General features: G+C 65.4%; 24 protein-coding genes. 16 read left to right on the top strand and 8 right to left on the bottom strand.

Annotation, left to right across the window (positions count from 1 at the left end; translation table 11 throughout):
- Window positions 1-212: 212 nt before the first annotated feature.
- Genes ACNJYA_RS07210 through ACNJYA_RS07195 form a run of 4 tightly spaced genes read left to right on the top strand, consistent with a single transcriptional unit; the run spans window position 213 to window position 3290 of the window.
- A complete protein-coding gene (locus tag ACNJYA_RS07210) occupies window positions 213-419 on the top strand; it encodes a hemin uptake protein HemP (protein WP_246504594.1) in 207 nt (68 codons plus the stop codon).
- Window positions 420-424: 5 nt separating this feature from the next.
- A complete protein-coding gene (locus tag ACNJYA_RS07205) occupies window positions 425-1375 on the top strand; it encodes a heme/hemin ABC transporter substrate-binding protein (RefSeq protein ID WP_439402294.1) in 951 nt (316 codons plus the stop codon).
- A complete protein-coding gene (locus ACNJYA_RS07200) occupies window positions 1372-2457 on the top strand; it encodes a FecCD family ABC transporter permease (protein WP_439402293.1) in 1086 nt (361 codons plus the stop codon). The genes ACNJYA_RS07205 and ACNJYA_RS07200 overlap by 4 nt, the downstream gene beginning before the upstream one ends.
- Window positions 2454-3290: a heme ABC transporter ATP-binding protein gene (locus tag ACNJYA_RS07195; RefSeq protein WP_439365770.1), complete on the top strand. Its 837-nt coding sequence runs from the start codon at window positions 2454-2456 to the stop codon at window positions 3288-3290. Before ACNJYA_RS07200 ends, ACNJYA_RS07195 begins: the two co-directional genes overlap by 4 nt.
- A 96-nt stretch (window positions 3291-3386) precedes the next feature.
- Here ACNJYA_RS07195 and ACNJYA_RS07190 read toward each other — a convergent pair whose 3' ends face one another.
- Together ACNJYA_RS07190 and ACNJYA_RS07185 are read right to left on the bottom strand one after the other, a co-directional pair.
- Complete coding sequence (locus ACNJYA_RS07190) at window positions 3387-5066, bottom strand: mucoidy inhibitor MuiA family protein (protein WP_439365769.1); 1680 nt, start codon at window positions 5064-5066, stop codon at window positions 3387-3389.
- Between the two features lie 180 nt (window positions 5067-5246).
- Complete coding sequence (locus tag ACNJYA_RS07185; protein ID WP_172784719.1) at window positions 5247-5855, bottom strand: response regulator transcription factor; 609 nt, start codon at window positions 5853-5855, stop codon at window positions 5247-5249.
- Window positions 5856-6055: 200 nt separating this feature from the next.
- On the opposite strand from ACNJYA_RS07185, the gene ACNJYA_RS07180 reads away from it, so the two are divergent.
- Entirely contained in the window at window positions 6056-7084 is a 1029-nt protein-coding gene (locus tag ACNJYA_RS07180; RefSeq protein ID WP_439402292.1) for an AraC family transcriptional regulator, read from the top strand.
- A gap of 2 nt (window positions 7085-7086) precedes the next feature.
- On the opposite strand, the gene ACNJYA_RS07175 is transcribed toward ACNJYA_RS07180, so the two are convergent.
- Complete coding sequence (locus ACNJYA_RS07175) at window positions 7087-8298, bottom strand: NnrS family protein (RefSeq protein ID WP_212254303.1); 1212 nt, start codon at window positions 8296-8298, stop codon at window positions 7087-7089.
- A gap of 129 nt (window positions 8299-8427) precedes the next feature.
- Here ACNJYA_RS07175 and ACNJYA_RS07170 point away from each other — a divergent pair, with 129 nt between their 5' ends.
- Window positions 8428-9138 carry a Crp/Fnr family transcriptional regulator gene (locus ACNJYA_RS07170; protein ID WP_172784722.1) on the top strand — a complete coding sequence of 237 codons (711 nt, stop codon included), beginning with the start codon at window positions 8428-8430 and terminating at the stop codon, window positions 9136-9138.
- Between the two features lie 107 nt (window positions 9139-9245).
- On the opposite strand, the gene ACNJYA_RS07165 is transcribed toward ACNJYA_RS07170, so the two are convergent.
- Together ACNJYA_RS07165 and hemN are read right to left on the bottom strand one after the other, a co-directional pair.
- Window positions 9246-9443 carry a DUF1858 domain-containing protein gene (locus ACNJYA_RS07165; RefSeq protein WP_172784723.1) on the bottom strand — a complete coding sequence of 66 codons (198 nt, stop codon included), beginning with the start codon at window positions 9441-9443 and terminating at the stop codon, window positions 9246-9248.
- A 199-nt stretch (window positions 9444-9642) separates the two neighbouring features.
- A complete protein-coding gene (gene hemN, locus ACNJYA_RS07160) occupies window positions 9643-10995 on the bottom strand; it encodes an oxygen-independent coproporphyrinogen III oxidase (RefSeq protein ID WP_439365768.1) in 1353 nt (450 codons plus the stop codon).
- Between the two features lie 164 nt (window positions 10996-11159).
- Here hemN and ACNJYA_RS07155 point away from each other — a divergent pair, with 164 nt between their 5' ends.
- From ACNJYA_RS07155 to ACNJYA_RS07135, 5 genes are all read left to right on the top strand, one after another.
- Window positions 11160-11360 (top strand): hypothetical protein, encoded by a 201-nt coding sequence (locus tag ACNJYA_RS07155; protein ID WP_172784725.1) that lies wholly within the window; start codon window positions 11160-11162, stop codon window positions 11358-11360.
- Window positions 11361-11666: 306 nt separating this feature from the next.
- Window positions 11667-12761, top strand: a complete 1095-nt coding sequence (nirK, locus tag ACNJYA_RS07150) for a copper-containing nitrite reductase (protein WP_172784726.1) — start codon at window positions 11667-11669, stop codon at window positions 12759-12761.
- Window positions 12762-12818: 57 nt separating this feature from the next.
- Window positions 12819-13697: an SUMF1/EgtB/PvdO family nonheme iron enzyme gene (locus ACNJYA_RS07145; RefSeq protein ID WP_212254300.1), complete on the top strand. Its 879-nt coding sequence runs from the start codon at window positions 12819-12821 to the stop codon at window positions 13695-13697.
- Between the two features lie 160 nt (window positions 13698-13857).
- The gene (locus ACNJYA_RS07140; protein ID WP_260382158.1) at window positions 13858-14883 is read left to right on the top strand and encodes a Fe(3+) ABC transporter substrate-binding protein; all 1026 of its coding nucleotides are present in this window, start codon (window positions 13858-13860) and stop codon (window positions 14881-14883) included.
- Between the two features lie 115 nt (window positions 14884-14998).
- Window positions 14999-16585: an ABC transporter permease gene (locus ACNJYA_RS07135; protein WP_212254298.1), complete on the top strand. Its 1587-nt coding sequence runs from the start codon at window positions 14999-15001 to the stop codon at window positions 16583-16585.
- Between the two features lie 55 nt (window positions 16586-16640).
- Here ACNJYA_RS07135 and ACNJYA_RS07130 read toward each other — a convergent pair whose 3' ends face one another.
- From ACNJYA_RS07130 to ACNJYA_RS07120, 3 genes are read right to left on the bottom strand one after another with little or no spacing between them, the layout of a single operon-like run.
- Window positions 16641-17276, bottom strand: coding sequence for a GNAT family N-acetyltransferase (locus ACNJYA_RS07130; protein ID WP_439365767.1), 636 nt, complete (start codon window positions 17274-17276; stop codon window positions 16641-16643).
- Window positions 17277-17296: 20 nt separating this feature from the next.
- Window positions 17297-17947, bottom strand: coding sequence for a 3-oxoacid CoA-transferase subunit B (locus tag ACNJYA_RS07125; RefSeq protein ID WP_172784730.1), 651 nt, complete (start codon window positions 17945-17947; stop codon window positions 17297-17299).
- Between the two features lie 18 nt (window positions 17948-17965).
- Entirely contained in the window at window positions 17966-18673 is a 708-nt protein-coding gene (locus ACNJYA_RS07120; RefSeq protein ID WP_035998773.1) for a CoA transferase subunit A, read from the bottom strand.
- A 288-nt stretch (window positions 18674-18961) separates the two neighbouring features.
- On the opposite strand from ACNJYA_RS07120, the gene ACNJYA_RS07115 reads away from it, so the two are divergent.
- The 5 genes from ACNJYA_RS07115 (at window position 18962) to ACNJYA_RS07095 (ending at window position 24961) form a co-directional block, all read left to right on the top strand.
- The gene (locus ACNJYA_RS07115) at window positions 18962-20860 is read left to right on the top strand and encodes an AsmA family protein (protein WP_212254884.1); all 1899 of its coding nucleotides are present in this window, start codon (window positions 18962-18964) and stop codon (window positions 20858-20860) included.
- A gap of 31 nt (window positions 20861-20891) precedes the next feature.
- A complete protein-coding gene (locus tag ACNJYA_RS07110) occupies window positions 20892-21563 on the top strand; it encodes a LysR substrate-binding domain-containing protein (RefSeq protein WP_439365766.1) in 672 nt (223 codons plus the stop codon).
- A gap of 194 nt (window positions 21564-21757) precedes the next feature.
- Window positions 21758-23143 carry an ABC transporter substrate-binding protein gene (locus ACNJYA_RS07105; RefSeq protein WP_260382155.1) on the top strand — a complete coding sequence of 462 codons (1386 nt, stop codon included), beginning with the start codon at window positions 21758-21760 and terminating at the stop codon, window positions 23141-23143.
- 97 nt (window positions 23144-23240) lie between these two features.
- Window positions 23241-24113: a carbohydrate ABC transporter permease gene (locus tag ACNJYA_RS07100; protein ID WP_172784733.1), complete on the top strand. Its 873-nt coding sequence runs from the start codon at window positions 23241-23243 to the stop codon at window positions 24111-24113.
- Window positions 24110-24961 (top strand): carbohydrate ABC transporter permease, encoded by an 852-nt coding sequence (locus tag ACNJYA_RS07095; protein ID WP_172784734.1) that lies wholly within the window; start codon window positions 24110-24112, stop codon window positions 24959-24961. Before ACNJYA_RS07100 ends, ACNJYA_RS07095 begins: the two co-directional genes overlap by 4 nt.
- The last annotated feature ends 6 nt before the right edge of the window (window positions 24962-24967 follow it).

Genomic DNA, 24967 nt, shown 5'->3' with positions numbered 1-24967 from the left:
TGCGCTCGCAACGCGAGCGACTGGCTGGCTGATTGTCTCGAGAGGCGGGCAAGTTCCCCGCTGCCAGAAATGGTTACGTGGCAACACTCTGACGGTCAATGACATCAGGTTGCAGTTTATATCGATTGTAAACTGCGAACGTTGGAATGCGCTTGGCGCCGCCTATACAAACGGGCGGTACTCCAAGTTTTCGAAAGCGCATCACACCGACTATGTCAGCAACATCAGGAGACAGCAGCGGCAGCGCGGCAGGGCCGGCACAAAGCCCTTCTGCAACAACGCGAACGCTCACCATGCGCGGGAGCCGTATCGACAGCCGCGAGCTGTTTGCCGCCGAGCGCGAGATCATCATTGCGCATGGCGAGGACAGTTATCGTCTCCGCCTGACCTCGCAGAACAAGCTGATCCTGACGAAGTAATTGCAATGACATCTTGCCGCACCCTCGCCAGTCTTCTGCTCTCCGGTGGAATCGCGTTCGCGTCTGCTGCGCACGCCGCGGGCATCACCGTGCATGACGCGCGCAATCGCGACGTCACTGTTGCCGATTTTGCCCGCACGGTGTCGATCGGCGGCGCCATCACCGAGATCCTCTATGCGCTGGGATTGGAAAGCCGGCTGGTCGGCGTCGACACCACGAGCCTTTATCCGGCGGCGGCGCTGCACGACAAACCCAATGTCGGCTATATGCGCCAGATCTCGGCCGAGGGCGTGCTCGGTCTCAACCCGACGCTGATCCTGGCGATCCAGGGCTCGGGCCCGCGCGAGACCATGGACATCCTGGAGACGGCGAAGGTGCCGCTGGTGCTGGTGCCCGAGACCTTCTCCGAGGAAGGCCTGATCGAGAAGATCAAGCTGGTCGGCCACGCCATGGGCGTCGATGCGCGTGCCGAATGTCTCAGCGCCGCGGTCGGCGCCGATCTTGCGCAGCTCCGCGCTCTGCGCGCCAAGGTGACGAAGCCGGTGCGCGTGATGTTCGTGATGTCGCTCCAGAACGGGCGGGCGATGGTGGCGGGCCACAAGACCGCGGCCGACGAGATCATCCAGCTGGCGGGCGCGGCCAACGCGGTCGACGATTACGACGGCTACAAGACCATCGGCGACGAGGCGATCGTGGCCGCAAAGCCCGATGTCGTGCTGTCGATCGAGCGCGGCAAGGAATCGCTGCAGGCCGATGCAGTCTACACGCACCCCGGCTTTGCGCTGACGCCGGTCGCGGCCAACAAAAGCTTCATCACCATGGATGGGCTCTATCTACTCGGCTTCGGGCCGCGCACCGCGGCGGCGGCGCGCGATCTCTCGGTCAAGCTCTACCCGGCCCTGGCTGCGGGCGGCGCGTTCACGTCGGCGCTGTCGACGGCGAATTGCCGGCAATGAGCGTGGCCGTCGGCATCGAAGCACGGAGGGCGCGACGCCGCGCGGGACGGCGGGCCGCATCGTTCGCAATTCCCCTTCTGCTCGTGGTGCTGGCGATCACCGCGATCGCCGCCCTGACGGTCGGCGCCGCCGGCATCCCGCTCTCCCGGCTGCCTGCCGCGCTGGGCTTGGCCGGCGAAAGCACGGCCATGACGGCACGCGACCAGCTCGTGCTGTGGTCGATCCGCATCCCCCGGATCGCGGCCGCCGCGATGATCGGCGGCCTGCTTGCTGCGGCCGGCGCGATCATGCAGGGGCTGTTCCGCAACCCGCTCGCCGATCCCGCCCTGGTCGGTGTCTCCAGCGGCGGCGCGCTCGCGGCCGCAAGCGCGATCGTCTTCACCGATTCCCGCTTCGGCGAGGCGCTGCGCTTTCTCCAGACCGAGCTGTTGCCGCTGGCGGCCTTCGCGGGCTCGCTGGCGACCACCGCAATCCTCTACGGCATCTCCAGTCGGTCGGGGCGCACCTCGATCGCGATCTTCCTGCTCGCCGGCGTCGCCATCACCGCGATCGCCAATGCGGGCATCGGGCTGCTGGTTTTCATCGCCGACGATCGCCAGCTGCGCGACATCACGTTCTGGATGCTGGGCTCAATGAGCGGCGCAACCTGGACCAAGGCCGCCGTGCTCGCGCCGATCCTCATCGCCGGACTCGCGGCCTGCGCCTTCATCGCCCGCGGTCTCGACCTGCTGGTGCTCGGCGAGGCCGATGCCTTTCACGGCGGCGTCGATGTCGAGCGCCTGAAGCGGATCTCGATCGTGATCGTCTCGGCCATGACCGGCGTCGCGGTGTCGATCAGCGGCGTCATCGGCTTCGTCGGCATCGTGGTGCCGCACCTGCTCCGTCTCGTCATCGGCCCTGCGCATCGCCTGCTGCTGCCAGCCTCGGTACTATCAGGCGCGATCCTGATGGTCGGCGCCGACACGCTGGCACGCACCATCGTCGCGCCGGCGGAGATGCCGATCGGCATCCTGACCGCGGCCGTCGGCGCACCCGTCTTTCTCTTCATCCTGCTGCGGCAGCGCGGGCTCGCAGCGCTATGACAGCGGTGCTCGAGGCACGACACTTGGGCAAGCGCGCCGGCCGCGCGACATTGCTCGACGGCGTCGGCCTGACGGTCGCGGCCGGCGAGATCGTCGCCATCATCGGCCCGAACGGCGCCGGCAAGTCGACGCTGCTGCGGCTGCTCTCCGGCGATCTCCGTCCGAGCGCCGGCGAGGTGCGGCTCAAGCAGCGCGACATCGGTAGCTTCACGCCGCGCGAGCTCGCCGCGCGCCGTGCCATGCTGTCCCAGCACATCAACGTCACCTTTCCCTTCACCGTCGAGGAGATCGTGCTGATGGGCGCGGGCGAGCGCAGCTTGCGCGAGGCTGGCCCGCTCGTCGATGCCGCCCTGGACGAGGTCGGCCTGTCGCATTTCCGCGAGCGGCAATTGCCGACGTTGTCAGGCGGCGAGCAGCAGCGCGCCCATTTCGCCCGCGTGCTGGTGCAGCTCGCCTGCGGCGAGGCCGAGCATGGTCCCGGCCTCCTCCTGCTGGACGAGCCGACCTCGAGCCTCGATCTGCGTCACCAGATCGATCTCGTCGAAGCGGCGCGCCGCCGAGCGGCTGCCGGCACCGCCGTGATCGCGATCCTGCACGATCTCAATCTCGCGATCCGCTTTGCCGACCGACTGGTCGTGCTGGCCGGCGGCAGGCTCGCCGCGGACGGCCCCCGCGCCGATGTCGTCACACGCGAGAGGATCCGGGAGATTTTCGAGATCGACGCTCTCGTGCATCAGGCTGACGGCGTGCCGTATGTGCTGCCGCAGTCGATGCGGGCTGCCCCTCACCTCTCCCCAGCGGGGAGAGGTCGGATTGCGCAGCAATCCGGGTGAGGGGCCGCAGCGACACGTGAGGATGTAACCCCTCACCCGAAACGCATCTTCGATGCGTTTCGACCTCTCCCTATGGGAGAGGTGAAGGCACCACCTCTACCCCGCCGGCACGATCACCATGCTCTTGTCCTTCGGCCAGCGGACGCGCCAGGCGAAGTTGATGTCGCGGGCCTCGCCGGGCTTGGCGTCGAACGACCATTCCAGCACGCCGCGCTTGTCGCGGATGTTGGTTGCGGTCGGCTGGGTGCTCGAGGGCAGCAACTCGACGACGATGTCCTCGTTCTCGCTGACCGGCAGCTGATCCTCGATCGCGACGCGAATCGGGAAATCATGGCCGTTGCGGATCGTGGTCTTGAACGAACGCTCGTCGGTCTTCGACGTCGTGACCAAGAGGCCGGCCGAACCTTCGTTGCGCTTGAGCACGGCGCGCTCGATCTTGACCTTGTCGTCGGCGCCGAAACCGAGCCGCACAATGTCGTCCTTGGCGGACGCCGTGATCTTGCCGCGGCCGACGAAGGTACCGTCGCGGTAGATCGCGACCTTGCCGGGCAGCAGCGTTGTGTCGTCGGTCTGCTTGAAGCTGGCTTCGAGGAACGCGGTCGGATCCAGCACCGGCGCGGCGCGCACCGCGAGATCGGCGGGCACGTTCACCGAAGCGATGCGGAGGCTCTTGGCGCCCTCGGCGGCGCCGAGGCTGACGCGGCCGGGAATCCTGAAGGTCGCCTGGAAGTCGCCGATCTCGGCGATGGCCTGCTGTTCGTCCGCCCGCTCGCGCGACTCGGCCGCCTCTGCGATCTTGGCCATGGCGGGCGATTGCGCCTGGCGCGTCATTGGCGCGGGCCGCGCCAGATCGGAGACCGAACCTGCTGCCAGCGGCTTCGGTACCTGCGGATATTGCGCGATCAGCGAATGCAGCTCCGGCGCACTGCCGCCGCGGCTGATGCGGGTCGTGGAGACGCCGAGCGTCACGTTCGACCAGTCCTCGCCGGTGGATTGCGTCACCTCGGCGCGACGAACCAGTTCGAGCTGCGGCTTGCGATCCCTGGCGCCGGTGTCGAGCCGGGCGTCGTAGAGCGGCACCCAGCGTGCGTTGCGCACGGCATAGGTCACTCGCAGCGTCGCCTTGGTCGCGGCGGCCGAGGCGACGTCGATCCGCACTTCCAGCTTGCTCGGCGGCTTGGCCGAGCGCTCGGCTTCCAATTCCGCGATCTGGCGGTCGAGCTCGCGCTGTTTTCGCGTCGCATCGCGAATTGCGCTGTCGGCGGTCGCGACCTCCTCGGCGACCGCGGCAAAGGCCGCGCGCCATTCGGCGATCGGGCGCGCCTCGCCCTTCTCGCCGAGGCCGGCCGGCGAAGCTTCTGCAAAATGCTGCGCGAACTTGCGCCGGGCATTGGCCGAGTCGATCGCACCCTGCAGGTCGGCCCGCTGATCCCTCAGCGCTTCGAGGCGCTTGTCGAGCTCGGGCTGGTTGACCGGCGGCGCGGCCTTCGGCGGGCGCGCATCGATCGTGCCGATGGTGAGCTTGGCGCCCGCCTCGCCTTCGACGCGGAGGGACGACGGATCGAGCGAGAGTGGAAAATCCTTGGCGACCAGCGTCGAATCGCCGGAGGCCAGATCCAAGGAAATGACGCGGGTGATGGTGGCGCCGTCGGGATAGACGGTCACCGTGTCGATCGCCGACGTGGCGTCCACGTTGGCCGCCCATGACGGCGACGCGAGGGCCGTGGTCACCAGGACCAGGCCCGTGGTTGCCAAATATCTGGCGGTGATGCGCATGAAGTCCCTCCTGCCGGTATCGCCGCGCCGCCAGCCGGACGCGCGCGATGAAATGCCTCGCCATCGTGGTTGGACGCGGCAGGGAAGGAACTGGTTCGATTGAGGTATCCATGGGGCGCCGCCGCGGCGGCACCATGGCCGCGGAACGCTCGGGTGATCCCGGCAGCTTCAGGCCTGGGTCTACGAGCCCTGGCCGAAGATGCGCCGGAGCAGATCGGTGACGTTCTTGGCGCCGGCCTTCTTCAGGATGCTGGCGCGGTAACCTTCGACCGTCCGCGCGCTCAGATGCATCCGCCGGGCGATCCCCTTGTTGGTGAGGCCGGCGGCAAGATGCTCAAGCACATCGGCTTCGCGCGCGGTCAGAGGTTCGCAGCCCGGCAGCCAGCGTTGCCGGATCGCGCCGGGTTGCGCGAATTCATCGATGGCGGCATCGATCCGGCCGACGATGTCGTGGGTCCGGAACGGCTTTGCGATGAAGTCGGTCGCGCCGCTCTTGATGGCGTCGACTGCCATGGCAATGCTGCCGTTCGCCGACGTCACCAGCACCGGCGCCATGCAATTCTCCTCGCGCAACCGCCTGAGCACGTCGAGAGCGGAGCGATCCGGCGGCATCTCCAGCAGCACACAGGCCGGCATCCGGGCCTTGGCTTCCGAGAGCAGAGACGCGCCATCGGCAAAGCAGATCACGTCATAGGCGCTCTGCTCAAGCGCGGCGGAAAGTTGTTCGCGGAAGGCGGCGTCAGTGTCGATGACGAAAACCTCGCCCTTGGAAAGCATGTTCCCCGGCATAGTCCCGATCCAGCAATGTCTTGGTCAAATGGCCGAGACGGCCGGAGGCTCCGTCGCGCCCCGCCGTCGTGCGCACGGCATTCACGCCAGTGCTTCGGTTTCTCTTATGTATGCGCCACCCGGTTCCCGGATTTGACGGATTGAGACAGAAACTTTACATTTCGGGACATCTGCGGGAATGGCTGGCAGGAACGGGTCGCATGACCGACCTCATTCGCAGCGCAGGCTTGAGCTATTACCCCGAGGTCGCCCGGTCGGTCGGGCTCGACCCCAACCAGATGATGCGCAAGGTCAGGCTGCCGCTGGCCTGCCTCGACAAGCCGGACATCCCCATCGCCGTCACGGGCCTGCGCCGCCTGCTGGAATTATCGGCGGCGGCGTCCGGTGCCGAGGATTTCGGCCTGCGTCTCGCCGAGCGCGGCGGCCTCACCAATTTCGGCGCGGTCGGCCTGATCGTGCGCGAACAGGCGACCGTCGGCGAAGCGATCGAGGCGTTCTCGCGTTTCATTCACATCCATCATGACGGCATGCGGCTCGACGTCATGCGCGACAAACGGACCGTGACCATCACGCTGCATTTGCGCGGCCGGCAGCCGCGCGCGCCGAGGCAGTCGATCGACATGGCGCTCGGCAGCGTCCACCGCATCATCCAGTCGCTGTTCGGCGGCGATTGGCGGCCGCTGGAAGTGCATCTGCATTACCCGCCGCCGCACGACCGCAAGCGCTACCGCGACTTCTTCGGCTGCCGGGTGGCCTTCAATGCGGATGACGATGCGATCCTGCTGTCGGCGCACGACCTGGAGCGCCGGATTCCGAGCGCGCATCCCTTGATCGCGAATTACTTGCGCAAGCGGATCGAGGCGATCGAGACCAGGCCGGCCAGCTGGGAGGCGAAGGTCGACGAGGTGGTACGCACCCTGCTCGCCAGCGGCGATTGCACGGTCGAGCGCGTCGCCGAGCATCTGGCCTGCACCCGCCGCACCATCCACCGGCGCCTCGCCGCATCGGGCACAAGCTTCTCGGCCATCCTGGACGCGCAACGCGCCGATCTCGTGGTCCAGCTGATCGAGGATCCCGCCCGGCCTCTGGCCGACATCGCGGTGCAGCTCGGCTTCTCCGCGCAGAGCGCCATGGCGCGCTGGTTTCGCGGCCGCTTCGGCTGCACCATCACCGATTGGCGCAAGGGCGTGCGGCCTCCGTCAGCACAGCCCTCGGCGACTGCCGCCTGAATTCAGCGCGCGGGAGCGGGCACGCCCATCGTGGCGAGCGCCCGTCGCCCGCTGCCGGCGAGCAGCGGTCCGAACGCGACGGCAAATCCGAGGAAGGCGATGATCCAGCCGCAGGCGGCAATGTGCAGCAGCACATCGTTATACGCGGGCGACACGACGGCACCGACGCGGGCCAGGGCCGCGATGATGATTGCAGCATAGATTCCCTGGATCGCAGGCGAAGCCGTCAGCGCCTGTCCGGTATGGCCGAGGCTCGCGCGGGTCATCACCGCGAGCGTCATCGTTCCCGCCGCACCTGCCATCCAGGCGTGGATCCCGGCGCTTGGCGGCAGTTCGCCCAAGGCGGCCACAGCATTCAGGATGAAGCCGAGCGGCACGAAGACGTAACCGACATGCAGGATCAGCAGCAGCCGTTCGCGCGTGGTGCGATCGCCGGCCCAGCGTGCAAGCCGAACCAGATGCAGCACGCCAACCACCGCCATCGCAACGCCGGTGATCATGTTCAGCGGCGCCACGATCCACGCGATCAGCGCCAGCGCGCTCAAGCCGATCACCCCGCCGTCAAATCGTCCGAACGGCACCGGCAGGCGGCCGGGATTGAACTTGACCAGCCAGTTTCGGGTGAAGCTCGGAATGATGCGGCCGCCGATAAGGCCGATCAGCAGAATGACCACGCCGATGCCGACGCGGATGCTGACGTCGGCCGCGCCTTCGTAATGCGTTTCGACGTGGAAGGCGACGTTGCCGGCGAGCAGAACCAGCACCAGCCCCACCACGGGCAGGTTGCGCCAGTTGCCGCCCGCGATGATCTCGCGCGTCGCGGCCGCAACGACCAATGCCAGGAACGCCGCATCAACGACCAGCGCAAACGCCCAGCCGGTATTCGCCGACACCGTCACCACGACGCGCCCGGCAAGCCAGACCGTCAGCAAGGCCGCCAGCGGCCCGCCCTGGATCGGCAGGCGCCCGGTCCAGTTCGGGATTGCGGTGAACAGGAACCCGGTGATGACAGCCGGCAGGAAGCCGTAGAGCATCTCGTGGATGTGCCAGTCGCGCGGCGCGAACGCGGAGCTCACCGACAATTCGCCGTAGAACATCGGCAGCCAGGCCAGGATCGAGAGCGATGCCTGGATTGCGGCGAGCAGGAAAAACGGGCGAAAGCTGTTCGCAAACAGCGGCCAGCCCGCAAAGTTGCGGGATCGGGCGCCAGCCATGGGGTCAACTCCAATCGATTCAGACCGTTACCTTGAAAAATACTGCCGCCGGGCCGCCTCGTTTTGCGCTAACGCAAACTCGTTGACGATTGCAGGTGCCATCACACTCCCTGATGCCAAGGAGGCAGAATGGCCAAGGTCGACACATCGCTGGTTGCGCATTTACCCCTGTTTGCGGGGATGACGCCGGAAGCTCTCGACGAGATCCTGCGTGAGGCCCGCTCGGCGCGCTATCCCAAGAACAGCGCGATCTTCGAGCAGGGGGCGGACGCGCAGTCCTTCTTCCTGCTGCTGCACGGCCATGTCCGCGCGGCCAAGACCACGCCGGCGGGCGAGCAGATCGTGGTGCGCTATGTCGCGCCCGGTGAGACGTTCGGGCTCGCGATGGCGATCGGAGCCGCGCGGTATCCGGCGACGGCGATGGCGGTCGACGACAGCGTGGTGCTGATCTGGCCAAATTCGGCCTGGCCACGCCTGGTCGAGCGTTTTCCGGCGCTTGCCGCCAACACGCTGCAGACCGTCGGCACGCGGCTGCAGGAAAGTCACACCCGCATCCTGGAAATGTCGACGCAGCAGGTCGAGCAACGCATCGCGCACGCGCTGCTGCGCCTCGCCAAGCAGTCCGGCAAGAAGCTCGACCACGGCATCGAGATCGACTTCCCGATCAGCCGCCAGGACATCGCGCAGATGACCGGCACCACGCTGCACACCGTCAGCCGCATCCTGAGCGGCTGGGAGAGCCAGGGCCTCGTCGAGAGCGGCCGCCAGCGCATCATCCTGCGCGAGCCGCACAAGATCGTGGTGCTGGCGGAGCGGAGCGCCGACAGCGGCGCGGCGTGAGAACTGACACCTCTTCCCTGAAGATAGGGATGAGGCGCGCTTCCGCTTACGGCGAAAGCGCGCCCTCATCCGGGAATCAGCGCACACCTGCGCGATTCCTGACCGTTTCACGCCGGCACGCACTCGCTCAGCGCGGCGAGGAACTTCTCACGGTCGATGCCATGCTCGCGGCAGGCGTCATCGACCGTGTGGAAGGTCGCGATCGGACAGCCGACGCAAGCCATCCTGAAGGCGAGAAACACGCGGATCGTGTGCGGCGCCGATTGCATGATGTCGTCGACCAGATCGTTGGATCGGAAAGGCATGGACAACTCCATTCCGATTGACGATAGCGGCGCGGGCGGAAGTCTCTTTGTTGAAGCGCAAGCTGGTGCCAGTTCCTCCGCCGTCATTCCGGGGCGCGCCGCTTGGCGCGAGCCCGGAATCCATTGTGCAGCGGATTACGTGGAAGGATGGATTCCGGGCTCGCGCTTCGCGCGCCCCGGAATGACGGGAGGAGAGACCTCACACCGCCCGACTGTGCAGCTGCTTGCCCGGATCCAGATGCGCATCGAACGCGGCGGCGACGCTGCGGACCAGGAAGCGCGAATCCCCGGCGACGGCGAGCCGCTCGCCGTCCAGCCTCACGACGCCGTCGGAGATCAGCGGCTTCAGACGAGACGCCGCTTTCAGCATGGCGCCGGCCTCCGCGCCATGGCGCGCGCAGATGTCGCCGAGATCGGCACCGAACTCGCACATGATGCGTTCGATGATGTCGGCGCGCAGCCGGTCGTCATCGGTGAGGCCATAACCCTTCGCGGTGGCGAGGCGGCCGGCCGCGATGCTCTGCGCATATGCGCCGATCTGCACCTCGTTCTGGACATAGCCCTGCGGCAGGTGCCCGATCGCGCTGGCGCCGAAGCCGAGCAGGACTTCACTCCGGTCGGTGGTGTAGCCCTGAAAGTTGCGCCGCAGCGTGCCCTGCTCGAACGCCACGGCCATGGCATCGTCGGGCCGGGCGAAATGGTCGAGCCCGATCTGCACGTAACCGGCTTCCTTCAGCGCATTGGCGATGGCGCAGGCCTGGTCGTGGCGCGCAAGGCCATCGGGCAAGACGGCCTCATTGATCATGCGCTGGTGCTTCTTGAACTGTGGCACGTGAGCATAGCCGAACACCGAGAAGCGGCTGGGCGCGAGCGCGAGGCTGCGCCGTACCGTCTCCAGGCACGAGGCCACTGTCTGGTGCGGCAGCCCGTAGATCAGGTCGAAATTGATGCCCTCGATTCCGGCGCCGCGGAGCATCTCGACCACGGACGCCGTCTGCTCGAAGCTCTGCACGCGGTTGATCGCCCGCTGCACCACGGGATCAAAGCTCTGCACGCCGAGGCTTGCGCGGTTGACGCCCGAGAGCCGCATCGCCTCGACCATGTCTGCGGTCAACGTGCGGGGATCGATCTCAACCGCGATTTCGGCCGACGGCAGCACGAAGAATTCCTGGCGCATCGTCGCCATCAGTTCGGCAAAGGCGTCCGGCGCCATGATCGTCGGCGTACCGCCGCCGAAATGGATGTGCTCGACCTTGATGCGGTGGCCGATGGCTTCGGCGGTCAACGCGATCTCGCTGCGCAGCATCCGCTGGTAGCCGGCGACGAGATCGTCGCGGCGGACGATCTGGGTATGGCAGCCGCAATACCAGCACATCTCGCGGCAGAACGGCACGTGCAGATAAAGCGAGGCGCTGGCGGCCACCGGCAGCTCCGCCAGCCAGCGGGCATAGGTGTCCGGACCGATCGCGGGCGTGAAATGCGGTGCGGTCGGATAGCTGGTGTAGCGTGGCAGGCGTTCCTCGCCGTAGATCGCCGCAAGATCAGCTCTCATGAGTTACCCATTCGTAAACGTCCGCCGCGCAAGACAATCGCGGCAAATCACGGAATGAATTCAGATAACCCGGATCCGCGGCAGCGACTTTGCGCTCGCGCAAAGCGCGAGGGCCCCGTCTCGGCCATGGTGAGCGATATTCGCGGCCATCCGGAGCGTTTGCCATGGGGCTTTTCGCACTCGAACTCATTCTCTCCCTGCTCGACGTCCGCGGCCATATCCCGCGTTTCGACGACTTCCGGCCCGCGCCGGCCGCGCCTGCCCCGGTCGGCGTGGTGCGCGCCCTGGCTGCCGCAATCGCCGTCTTCGTCGCGCTGGCGCTGGCGATCTGGGGATTGGTCTGGCTCGCCGTGAATCTGCTCTGACCGGCCGTCCGCCAAGCCTCCTTCGCGATCTCACCCACGCGCGCATGAGCCGGGGCGAGATCGCATCCAACTTGAACATGCAAACGAATTGCCGCTGACGTCGATGCGGTTGCGATGACGCTCGGCCTGGATCGGCATCGCCCCTGCGGACGCGGTCAGCCGGTATCGCCGATTCGCTATTCGAGAACCCAAGTCCTGTTGCGGCGGTGAATCCGGCGGAAGCTTGTCGCAGCGCAAACACGCTTGCCGTAACAGGCGCACACTGCACTCCGTCATCAAAACCATTTCAGATGAAGGATGCTTCCGATGTTCACCCGCAGAGCCGCATTGATCAGCGCCGCCGCGACCGCCTTGATGTTGGCGACGCCGGCTTTCGCTGCCAGCGATCTCAAGCTGCCGCGTCAGAAGGTGGAGCTGGTCGCTCCGCCCTTCGTGCACGCGCACGAGCAGGCCACGACACAGGGGCCCAAGATCGTCGAGTTCAGGATGACGGTCGAGGAGAAGAAGGTCGTCATCGACGACAAGGGCACCACCTTCCAGGCCATGACGTTCAACGGCTCGATGCCGGGCCCGCTCATGGTCGTGCACGAGGGTGACTATGTCGAGCTGACGCTGGTCAATCCCGCGACCAACACCATGCCGCACAACATCGACTTCCATTCCGCGACCGGCGCGCTCGGCGGCGGCGAGCTGACGCTCATCAATCCCGGCGAGCAGGTCGTGCTGCGCTGGAAGGCGACCAAGACCGGCGTGTTCGTCTATCACTGCGCACCGGGCGGCCCGATGATCCCCTGGCACGTCGTCTCCGGCATGAACGGTGCCGTGATGGTGCTGCCGCGCGAGGGACTGAACGACGGCAAGGGCCACGCGCTGAAGTACGACAAGGTCTACTATATCGGCGAGCAGGACATGTACGTGCCGCGCGACGAGAAGGGCAATTTCAAGTCCTACGAATCGCCGGGCGAAGCCTTCACCGACACCGAAGAGGTGATGAAGAAGCTGATCCCGACCCACGTCGTGTTCAACGGCAAGGTCGGCGCACTCACCGGCAAGAACGCGCTGACCGCCAAGGTCGGCGAGAACGTGCTGATCGTGCATTCGCAGGCCAATCGCGACAGCCGCCCGCATCTGATCGGCGGCCACGGCGACTATGTCTGGGAAACCGGCAAGTTCGGCAACGCGCCCGAGGTCGGGCTCGAGACCTGGTTCATCCGCGGCGGATCGGCGGGAGCTGCGCTGTACAAATTCCAGCAGCCCGGCATCTACGCCTATGTCACGCATAACCTGATCGAGGCGGCCGATCTCGGCGCCACCGCGCACTTCAAGGTCGAAGGCAAGTGGAACGACGATCTGATGATGCAAGTGAAGGCACCTGCGGAAATACCGGCCGCCACCAACTAGACGCGACAAGGGGCCGGTCATCACCGGCCCCTTTTTTCCTTCTGCGGAGGATCGACCGTGCTGATCGCGTTCAAGCTCAAACTGGCACTCGCCTGCGCGGCCGGGCTTGCGGGGCCGCTGGCCGTTACGCCTCTGGTCTCTGGAATGACGACGCGCCATGCGGGAGGTGAGCCGGCCTTGGTCGAGGTTGCCGCCGGCAGCTTCTCCTATCGCGAAGCCGGCGATTTCACCCGCGACGGACTGCAGGCGGAAGCGCCGCTGCGCCTCATGCGGATGAACCGGCCGCTGCGCATCATGCGAAATCAGGTCGCCTCATCCGACTATCAGCTCTGCGTGCTGGACGGCGCCTGCCGTTCGCTCGACCGCGACGTCGTGGTCGCGCCCGATCGTCCCGCAGTGCAGGTGAGCTTTCACGATGCCGAAGCCTATGCAGGCTGGCTGTCGCGCAAGACCGGCCACCATTACCGCCTGCCGAGCGACGACGAATGGGCCTTTGCCGCCGGCTCCAGATTCCGGGATGACGGTGTACCGGTCGATGCAAGCGACCCTTCGAAGCGTTGGATCAGCCGCTACGAGCGCGAATCCGAGCGCGACCTCTCCGACACCACGGCCTATCGCTTCGGCAAGTTCGGCCCGAACGAGCACGGCGTCGAAGACCTCGCCGGCAATGTCTGGGAGTGGACTTCGACCTGCTTCGTGCGCTCCCGCGTCGACGTTTCAGGCAATCCCGGCCGCGCGACCGTGAATTGCGGCGTGCGTGTCGCCGAGGGCGCGCACCGCGCCTATGTCACCGACTTCATCCGCGACGCCCGCGCCGGCGGCTGCGCCCAGGGCGTACCGCCCGCCAATCTCGGCTTCCGCCTGGTGCGCGAGGAAACGTCGTGGCTGGCTAGTGTCTCGCAGCGCGCGAGCAAGACGAGGCCGCCAAGATCGTAGGGCGCCAATCGTTTCCGATGACCTTCTGGTATTAGAATGAGTCTAAAAGATACTTTGGAATTGCTCTAAGCTCATGCCGTCGCGACATCGCGTCGCTGACTTTGTTCCAACGCCTGCGCTACTCAATCGGCGTTCAATCGCGCGCCTGGGAGCAGCCCTTATGATCTATCTTCGCGTCCTCGCCGCGTCTGCGGCGGTGTTGAGCCTGACCACGTCTTTCGTGTCGGAGGCAGCCGCCAATGGCGAGGTCAACGTCTATACCTACCGCGAGACCAAGCTGATCCAGCCGCTGTTCGATGCGTTCACCAAGGACACGGGCATCAAGGTCAACGTCGTCTCCGCAAGCTCCGGTCTGGAGCAGCGCATGAAGGCGGAAGGGGCCAACAGTCCGGCCGACGTGCTGCTGACGGTGGACATCGGCCGCATCGACGAGGCCGTGCAGGCCGGCGTCACCCAGCCGATCAAGTCGGAGGCGGTCGACAAGGTCGTCCCGGCGCAGTATCGCGATCCGGACGGACACTGGGCCGGCATCTCCATGCGCGCGCGCGTGATCTATGCCTCGAAGGATCGTGTCAAGCAGGACAAGATCACCTATGAGGAGCTCGCCGATCCCAAGTGGAAGGGCAAGATCTGCATTCGCTCGGGCCAGCACATCTATAACAATGCGCTGTTCGCGGCCTACACGGCCAAGTACGGCGAGGCCAAGGCCGAGGAATGGCTGCGCGGCGTGAAGGCCAACCTCGCGCAGAAGCCGTCGGGCGGCGATCGCGAAGCCGCGCGTGACGTCGCCGCTGGCAAATGCGACATCGGTATCGGCAACACCTATTACTGGGCGCTGATGATGAACAACGATCCCGAGAAGAAGCCGTGGGCGGAGGCGACCCGCGTCATCCTGCCGACCTTCGAGGGCGGCGGCACTCACGTCAACCTCTCCGGCGTGCTGCTCGCCAAGAACGCGCCCAACAAGGCAAACGGCATCAAGCTGATCGAGTGGCTCGTGAGCGAGCAGGCGCAGCAGATGTATGCCGACCAGAACTACGAATATCCGGTTCGGAGCGGTGTCGCCGTCAACGCGACCATCGCGGGCTACGGCAAGCTCGGCCCAGATCCGTTGCCGATCGCAAAGATCGCCGCCAACCGCAAGGCTGCGGCCTCGCTGGTGGACAAGGTCGGCTTTGACAACTGATCTCTGGCGGCCCACGTCTCTTACACTGGGAGAAACTTCGGACGCACGGCCTCGCTCGAGACGTCGTGCCTACGCCGGGCGCGCCGCGACCGCAATCGCGATCGCAACCGCGATCATGGTCGCGGCGCCCGTGATCTCGATCGTTTCGCTGGCTCTGCAGCCGGCGCCCGATGTGTGGCACGACCTGATCAGCTACGTGCTGCCGGCCGCCCTGCTGGATACCGCGCTTCTGCTCGTCGGGGTCGGCGCGGTCACATTACTGATCGGCGCCGGCACTGCATGGGTGATATCGCGCCACGATTTTGCCGGCCGGGGCATGCTCCTGTGGCTGATGCCGCTGCCGCTGGCGATTCCGACCTATCTTGCGGCTTACGTCTATGCCGACCTGTTCGAGCCGCTTGGCCTCGTGCATCGCACCCTGGCGATCTGGCTGCCGCTGCGCGATGCACTCGGCCATCTGCCCAACCTGCGCTCGCTGCCGGGCGCCATCTTCGTGATCGGGCTCGTGCTCTATCCTTACGTCTATCTGTCGGCCCGCGCGACGTTCCAGGTTCAGTCTGCCGAATTCGCCGAAGCGGCTAAGACGCTGGGCGCCGGCCGATGGACCGTTTTCTGGCGCGTTTCACTGCCAATGGCGCGGCCGGCGCTCGCGGTCGGCGTGGCGCTGGTCGCGCTGGAAACACTCAACGACATCGGAGCCAGCGAATATCTCGGCATCCGCACGCTGACGGTCTCGATCTTCACCACCTGGCTCAACCGCGGCAGCCTTGCCGGTGCGGCACAACTGGCATGCCTGATGCTTGCGATCGTCGCCGGCCTGATCGCGATGGAGCGTTACGGCCGTCGCAACGCCAGCACCGAGTTCTCGGCCGAAAGCCCGCATGTGAGGCAGCGAACCCCGCTGTCGGGTGCAAGAGCGTCGATCGCGTTCGCGGTCTGCGCGCTGCCGGTGCTGATCGGCTTCGTGGTACCGCTGCTCTATCTGGCGCATCAGGCTCTCGGTCGCGGGCTGCTTGCAAATTTCGACCCGCTGCTGTGGCGCCACACCTTCCATTCGTTTGCCTTTGCAGGGCTCGCGACGCTCATGGCGCTGATGCTTGCGCTCGCTACGACGATCGCGCACCGCTTGCGGCCGGATCCTCTGCGATATGTCGCGCTGAGCATCGCGCAGGCCGGATACGCGCTGCCGGGTCTCGTCATCGCTCTCGGCCTGCTCACCCCGGTCCTGGCGGTCGACAATGCGCTGAGCGCGGTCGCGACCTGGACCGGACGTTCCCTTCCCGGGCTGGTCCTGGTCGGCTCCGGGATGGCCGTCGTGATCGCCTACACGATTCGTTTTCTGGCTGTGCCGGTCGGCATGATCAAGGCCGGATTCGACAGCATTCCGAGCGACTATGACGAGAGCGCGCGCGCGGCCGGCGCAGGCCAGGCAGTCATCTTGAGGCAGATCTATCTGCCGTTGCTCCGGCCCGCGATGCTGGGCGCCGTCATCATCATGTTCGTCGACTGTCTGAAGGAGCTCCCGGCAACGCTGCTCTTGCGGCCCCTCAACGTCGAAACACTGTCGACGTCGATCTACCAATACGCCAGCCGCGGCAATTTCGAGGACGGCGCGCTGGCGGCGCTCCTGATCATCGTCGCCAGCATCGGCCCGGTTGCGTGGCTGACCCGGTTCTCCGAAGTGCCGAGCGGCCCCGCTTGATGGGGCACATCGTCCGCACATTCATGGCGCCTCGACCAATTAGGTCGACGCCTGCTCAAATCTTCCGCGCGAACATGCGAAAACCGGGCGCGCCGATGATTGCCTCGAAATTCGGATCGCGCTTCTCTTCCGCGAAGACAAAACCCGCCTTCGAGTAGGCGCGCTCGGCCGGCTCGTTGCCGATCAGGAACGATATCGTCGCCCGGGCAAACCCAGCTGCCCGCCCTTTGTCCAGCGCATGCGCGATCAACGCCTGCATCAAGCCGCGGCCACGATAGGCAAGGTCAGTCGCGACATGCTCGATCATCCAGTCGCCCTCGCCGCCCTGGACCCAGCAAGCTCGCGAATAGGCACCGCGCTGGCGGATGGCGTCGAGCTCTGACGCCGTGAGCCCAATTGAGAGACCGACCTCTTCGAGCGCGCGCCATGCCGCAGGTCCGGTGCCGGCCGCCGGCACGGCGCAAAGTGCAGCAACTGGCTTGCCATCGATCTCGGCGACCAGGAACTGCGAAACGTGCCACATCGACACCGTTGGGGCGACGGCGACGCGCGCGACGAAAGCGAGGCACTCCGCTTCCGGCCAGCCGAGCGCCACGTCGAACCAGCCGCGCGGCCGGTAGCCGCGCATCGAATTCAGGATGGTTTGTGCGATGAATTCGGCATCTTCGGGACGCGCGGACCGTAACGTCATGCGCGCCCCTTACGACGACCTTAGGTGTTCTTCAGCGCGACGCGGAATTCGGCTTCGGTCTTGGCCTTGACCTCGTCGAGCGAAACGCCGTCGGCGAGCTCGATCAGCGCCATGCCACCGGTGCCATGCTTGTCGATGGTGAAGACGGCGAGATCGGTGACGACCATGTCGACCACGCGTTCGCCGGTCAGCGGCAGGTTGCATGTCTTCAGGAGCTTCGGGCCGTCCTTGGCCGAATGCTCCATCACCACGACGACGCGCTTGACGCCGGCGACGAGATCCATCGCGCCGCCCATGCCCTTGACCATCTTGCCGGGGATCATCCAGTTGGCGAGATCGCCGTTCTGGGCCACCTGCATGGCGCCGAGGATCGACAGATCCATGTGGCCGCCGCGGATCATGCCGAAGGAATCGGCGCTCGAGAAATACGAGGTCGAGGGCAGCTCGCTCACGGTCTGCTTGCCGGCGTTGATGAGATCGGCGTCTTCCTCGCCCTCATAGGGGAACGGCCCCATGCCGAGCATGCCGTTCTCGCTCTGCAAGGAGACGTCCATGCCGTCGGGGATGTAGTTCGAGACCAGCGTCGGGATGCCGATGCCGAGATTGACGTAATAGCCGTCGCGCAATTCCTTCGCTGCGCGCGCGGCCATCTGTTCACGGGTCCAGGCCATGTGAGTCTCCTGTTGCGCTTAGGCGGCGGTACGCGGGCGGGTGTTGCGGAATTCGATGCGCTTCTTGGCCGTGCCGACCTCGACGATGCGCTTCACGAAGATACCGGGCGTGTGGATGTGGTCGGGATTGAGTTCACCGGCGGGAACCAGGTGCTCGACCTCGGCCACCGTGATCTTCGCGGCGGTCGCCATCATCGGGTTAAAGTTGCGCGCGGTCTTGCGGTAGATCAGGTTGCCGGCGGTGTCGCCCTTCCAGGCATGCACGATGGCGAGGTCGGCGAACAGGCCGCGCTCCATCAGGTACTTCTCGCCGTCGAATTCCTTCACTTCCTTGCCTTCGGCGATCAGGGTGCCGACGCCGGTCTTGGTGTAGAAGGCCGGGATGCCGGCGCCACCAGCGCGGATGCGCTCGGCCAGCGTGCCCTGCGGATTGAATTCGAGTTCCAGCTCGCCGGCGAGGTATTGCTGGGCGAACAGCTTGTTCTCGCCGACATAGGACGAGATCATCTTCTTGATCTGGCGGGTTTCGAGCAGGCGGCTGAGGCCGATCCCGTCGACGCCGGCATTGTTGGAGACCACGGTCAGGCCCTTGACGCCGGAGTCCCGGATCGCGTCCGACAGCTCCTCGGCGATGCCGCAGAGGCCGAAGCCGCCCGACATGATCATCATGTTGTCCTTGAGAATGCCTGACAGCGCCGACTTGGCGTCGGGATAGACCTTGTTCATGCAAAAAACCTCGACTGAACCTTCGGCTGGCGGGCGTCGCGCCTCATTGGCGGCGATTATTAGGCGAAATCGTCCGAAGCCGTCAATGATACGGGGTTCTCCGCTCCGCCCCCGGGTGATAGAAGCTGCCCATGCCGTGGGCATAACCGTGCAGCGGCCTTGAAAGCGTCAAGAAAACCCATCAAGTTGCGGCACTTAACACCATAGGATCTGGGCGTCGGCACGCAAGCTTTCGCGGCCCGCCCTTCTGGCTCCAACGACCAACCCGATCAGGACATGCCATTGACCATGGCCCAAGGAATGAAGCGCCTCGGGACGCCGATCGCGGCGCTGCTCGGCATCGCGCTGATCGCCCTGATCGCGACCTCCTGGCTCATCAACCGCGACGCGCTGCGCAAGGCGGTCGAGGCGCAGATCCGCGACGTCACCGGGCTCGAGCTCAATGTCGCCGGCAGCATCGACATCTCGGTGCTTCCGGCGAGCTACATCTCCTTCCGCGACGTCGGCCTCAAGGGCGGCGGCACCAGCGCTCCCGCGCTCCAGGTCGACGTGCTCACCGCGAATTTGCGGCTGCTGCCGCTCTTGCTGCAACGTTTCGAGATCGCCGACCTGACCCTGCTGCGGCCGCGCATCCACGTCAGCCTGCAGCCGGACGGCGAGAGCAACTGGACGCCCTTCATCCAGACCATCGCGCGCACCATGAAGCCCGGAGCCGAGAACCAGGTCTCGTTCTCCGAAATCCGGATCCAGGACGGCGTGCTCGATTACGAGGACGTTGCCACGCATGCCACCGAGAAGCTCGAGGACATCGACCTGTCGCTGGCCTGGCCTTCGATCTCGCGCTCCTTTGCCGCGACCGGACAGTTCGACTGGCGCGGCGAGCGCGTCGACGGCTCGATCAGCTTTTCCGACTTCGTCGCCGCCCTCTCCGGGGACCGCTCCGGCCTGAAGGCGCGCATCGCCAGCGCGCCGCTCAAGCTCGCCTTCGACGGCAGCGTCGCCAACCGCACCAGCCCGATGATGGAGGGCACGCTCACCGTGGACAGCCCGTCCTTGCGCAACGCGCTGCGCTGGACCGGACAGCCGCAGCCCGGCAGCGGCGGCTTCGGCCGCTTCGTGCTGAAGGCGCGCGCCAACGTCGTCGGCGCCTCGATCGCGCTCACCAATGTCAATGTCGAGCTCGACGGCAATGCCGCCGAGGGCGTCATGACCTACGCCAATAACGGCCGGCAGACCCTGCAGGCGACGCTCGCCGCCGACGCGCTCGACTTCACGCCTTATATCTCGACGTTCCGCCTGCTCGCGAGCGGCGCGCGCGACTGGAACAGGCAACTGTTCGATCTCAACGGGTTGTCGACCACCGACCTCGACATGCGCCTGTCGGCGGCAAAGCTGACGGTCGGGCCGACCAAGCTCGGCCGCACCGCGATCGGCGCCAATGTGCGCAATGGCACGCTGGCGCTCTCGGTCGGCGAGGCGCAGGTCTATGGCGGGATCGCAAAGGGCTCGTTCGGCATCGCGCGGTCCGATACGGTCGCCGACATCAAGGCGCAATTCCAGTTCACCGACGTCGATCTGCAGGCCTGCGCCACCGAGCTGTTCGGCCTCAACAAGCTGTCCGGCCGCGGCAACATCAACGTCTCGCTCTTCGCCTCGGGCTCGAGCCCGTTCGGCCTCGTGCAGTCCCTCGACGGCAGCGCCACCGTGACCGGGCACAACGGCGCGATCTCGGGCTTCAATGCCGAGCAGCTGCTGAAGCGGCTGGAGCGACGGCCGCTGTCGGGTGGCGGCAATTTCCGCAACGGCTCGACGCCGTACGACAACCTCACCATCTCGGTGAAATTCTCCGACGGCATCGCCACCGCCGAGGACATCCGCATCGAGGGCCCGGCGGCCAAGATCACGCTGACCGGCACCGCCTCGGTGCCGGCGCGCGAATACGACATGAAGGGCGTGGCGAGCCTCAACACGGCGTCCGGCTTTCAATTGCCCTTCATGGTGCAGGGCCCCTGGGACGACCCGCTGATCTTTCCCGATCCCGAAAGCCTGATCCGGCAGTCGCCTGCAGCGTCTCCCTTCCTCGATCTCCTCAAGCAGCGCATCACGGGAGGCGGAAAGCGCCCCGACGGATCGCCGACGGCGGAGAATGCCAAGGAAAACGCCAAGGAAAATGCCAAGTCCAACTGAGGCATGATCCGGCGCGGCCTCACGCGGCCGATTGGGTCGTCGAAATCCAGCTCTTCTCCTCCCGCACCAGCGGCGCTGCAGCGATCGTCGGCGCGGCCGCGGGCGTGCTGCCCTGGCCGAGCTACCTCGCCTGCTCCGTGTTCGCGAGGTCGATTTCGGCATCAATTTCATCGGGGCTTCGCATGCCGAGATCGAGTTCGAGAAACTGGTGGAGGACCCTTTCGTCCTCGCCTGCCGTCACGACCATTCGCTAGCGTCGCGCAAGCAGGTCAGCTGGCCGGAGATCGTGCCGCACCGGGTCATCACCGTCGGCCGCAACAGCGGCAATCGTGCGCTGATCGACAATGCGCTGGCGCGGCACGGCTTGCAGCTGAACTGGTCCTATGAAGTGGCTCACCTCTCCGGTTCGCTTGGCCTGGTCGAAGCGGGTCTTGGCATCGCCGTGCTACCGAAGCTCGCGATGCCCGCGGCCGGCCATCCGATCATTCAGACCATTCGCCTGATCGAGCCGGAAGTGTCGCGGACGATCGGCATCGTGCGCAGGCGCGGAGCGACTCTGTCCCCTCATGCCAGCCAGTTTCTCAAGATGTTGCTCGAGGCATGGCGCTCTCCTGCTCGCACGAGCGGGCAAGGCAAGCCGCGCGCGCGATCGGCTGACACGAGCCCGACTGCCGCTTCGGCCGGCATCAAGGGGAAGCGCTGACGAGGCCAGACACCACGAGCCGAATTGATTGGCATGTATTGATGCGGCCTTTGGATCGATGCGCGAATTCGCATCGTCGCAGCCTCGCTCCAACCGCGACATAGGTCTGACAAGAAGCCGCTAGATCGGATGACGGCCATGCGCTAGTGTTTTATACGACCGGTTAAAACACCGGCCGTTTGAGGGAGAAAAACGTGAAATCCAAGGTTATTCGCGCAGTTTCATTGGCGGTCGCTGCGGCTGGGCTATTTGCCGCCACCGCACCCGCCTTTGCGCAGCAAAAGACGATTACGGTTTGGTGGGTCAAGGGCTTTTACAAGTCCGAGGACGAAGCGCTCGCCGAGACGATCAAGAAATTCGAAGCCAAGACCGGCATCAAGGTCGAATTGTCGCAGTACGCGATCCAGGACATGATCCCGAAGACCGTCGCGGCGCTCGATGCAGGCACCGTGCCCGACGTCGCCTATTCCGACAGCTACGACGTGCAGGTACAGGGCAAGTGGGCCTATGAGGGCAAGCTCGAGGACCTCTCCGACGTCATGGAGCCGATCAAGGGCCGGTTCGTGCAGAACACGCTCGACGCCTCGATTCTCTACAACGACGTCACCAAGAAGAAGGCCTATTACGGCTTTCCGCTGAAGCAGCAGAGCATGCACGTTCAGATCTGGAACGACCTGCTGGAGAAGGCCGGCTTCAAGCTGAGCGACATTCCGAACGATTGGGCGGGCTACTGGACCTTCTGGTGCGACAAGGTGCAGCCGGCGATCCGCAAGGCGACCGGCCAGCGCCTCTACGCCGTCGGCCAGCCGATGGGCGTGGAATCCACCGACGCCTTCCAGTCGTTCTACACCTTCATGGACGCCTATCACGTCAAGCTGGTCGACGACGACGGCAAGCTCCTGGTCGACGACCCCAAGGTTCGCGAGAACCTGATCCTTGCGATGAAGGACTACACCGACACCTACATCAAGGGCTGCACCCCGCCGTCCTCGACCACCTGGAAGGATCCCGACAATAACGTCGCGTTCCACAACAAGACCATCGTGATGACCCATAACTTCACGATCTCGATCGCGGCGAAATGGTTCGAGGATTCCCAGAACCAGAACCTCACGCCGGAACAGCGCGAGGCCGGCAAGAAGGCCTATGAACAGGACATCATCACGGCCTCGTTCCCGAAGGCGCCTGATGGTTCGACCATCCGCTACCGCTCCGACGTCAAGACAGGACTGATGTTCACCGCGGCCAAGAACAAGACCGAGGGCAAGCAGTTCATCAGCTTCCTGCTGCAGGAAGAGAACATCCGCCCCTACATCGAGGGCGCGCTCGGCCGCTGGTTCCCGGTGACGAAGGAAAGCCAGGAAAGCCCGTTCTGGCAGGCTGACAAGCACCGCAAGGCCGTCTACGCCCAGTTCAAGGGCGGCACCGCAGCGTTCGACTTCACCAAGAACTGGAAGTTCACGATTCTCAACAACGAGAACGTGTGGGCGAAGGCGATGAACCGCGTCGTCAGCGAGAAGGTTCCGGTCGACAAGGCCGTGGACGAGCTGATCGCCCGGATCAAGCAGGTCGCGGGCTGAGGTCCATCCCTCTCTCCCCGTGGCTCGCAGGGAGTGGTAAACGACAAACACCGGCCGCCTCGTGCGGCCGGAAGTCCTTTCAAAGAGTTTCGAAAGAATGGCGATCACGCTCTCTGGCGATCAGGCAATCCCCGGCCCGCCCCTGTCGTCGCGGCTGACCCCGGCGCAGGTCTGGGGCATCATCCTGCTCGCGCCCTATCTGCTCGTCTTCCTTGCCTTCGTCGTCTATCCCGTTTGCTACGGGCTCTGGCTGGCGCGGGCGCCGTCGAATTACGTGGCGCTGTACAACGACCCGATATTCGCGCGCGCCGCGATCAACACGCTGATCTTCCTGGTCATCGGCATCAACATCAAGATGCTGATCGCGTTGTTCCTGTCCGGCTTCTTCGCGCAGCAGCGCCCCTGGATCAGATGGCTTTCGGTGATCTTCATCCTGCCCTGGGCGGTGCCGTCGATCCCGACCATCCTGTCGGTGCGCTTCATGCTCAATCCCGAATGGGGCGTGATCAACCACCTCATCTTCTCTTTCACCGGCGACGACGGTCCGAACTGGCTGAACGACCCGACCGTGGCGCTCAGCATGGCGATCGGCGTTCACATCTGGAAGTCGCTGCCGTTCTGGACCCTGATCCTGATCACCGGCCGTCTCGCGATCCCGCACGATCTGTTCGAGGCCGCGGAGGTCGACGGCGCGAGCTGGTGGCAGAAATTCCGCTACATCACTTGGCCGTCGATGCAGACGCTGTACGTCACCTGCACGCTGCTCTCGATGATCTGGACGCTGGGCGACTTCAACAGCGTCTACCTGCTCACCGGCGGTGGACCTGCCGACCTCACGCACGTGCTGGCGACGCTCGGTATCCGCTATCTCCGGCTCGACCAGCTCTCGCTCGCGATGGCATCCATCGTCTGCGCGATGCCGTTCGTCCTGCCGCTCGTTTACTTCATGATGAAACGGTTGTCGCGATGAAGCTCCCCTCTCTCCGTGACGTCGCGACGGAAGCGCGGCTGCTGCTGATCGGCATTCCCGTTTTCCTGTGGACGATGATCCCGATCTACCACATGTTCCTGTTCGCGATCTCCCCGAAGGAGGACGCGTTCTCGGGCAAGCTGTGGCCGGACCATCCGACGCTGCACAACTTCGAGATCGTGTTCAAGCAGCAGCATTATTTCCTGCGCGACTTCTACGTCCAGTTCTGGAATTCGACGCTGATCGCGGCTTCCGTCGGCGCGCTGACGCTGGTCATCGCGACCGCAGCCGCGTTCTCGATCTCGCGGCTGAAGGTGCCGGGCGGACGCGCGGTGCTGAACCTCGCGCTCTTCACCTATTTCATTCCGGCGGCGTTCCTCGCGGTGCCCATGTATCGCACCATGGGCAATTACGGTCTGCTCAACAATCACTGGTCGCTGATCCTGGCCATGGTGACGATCGCGAGCCCCTACGCCATCTGGGTGCTCAAGCAGGCCTCCGACAAGCTGCCGGTCGAGCTGGACGAGGCCGCGGTGATGGACGGCGCCACCACCCTGCAGATCTTCCGCCTGGTCTACGTGCCGCTGATGATGCCCTCGCTGGTCGCGATCGGCACCTATGCGGTGCTGCTGGCCTGGAACGAATATCTCTACGCGTTCCTGCTGCTGTCGAACGACCGCGAGATCACCCTCCCCGTCGCGCTCGGCAACTTCCTCGCCGCCGACGACTCGCCGTGGGAGCTGCTGATGACCACCGGCTTCATCTACGCGCTGCCGCCGGCCGCGGTCTATTACGCCTTCCGCCGCTACATGGTGGGCGGGCTCACGGCGGGCGCGGTGAAGTCCTGACGCAAC

This window comes from Bradyrhizobium sp. BLXBL-01, assembly GCF_051853025.1.
Classification (GTDB): domain Bacteria; phylum Pseudomonadota; class Alphaproteobacteria; order Rhizobiales; family Xanthobacteraceae; genus Bradyrhizobium.
The sequence above is the reverse complement of the archived record's forward strand: the minus strand, read 5'-3'. Positions and strand labels throughout refer to the sequence as shown.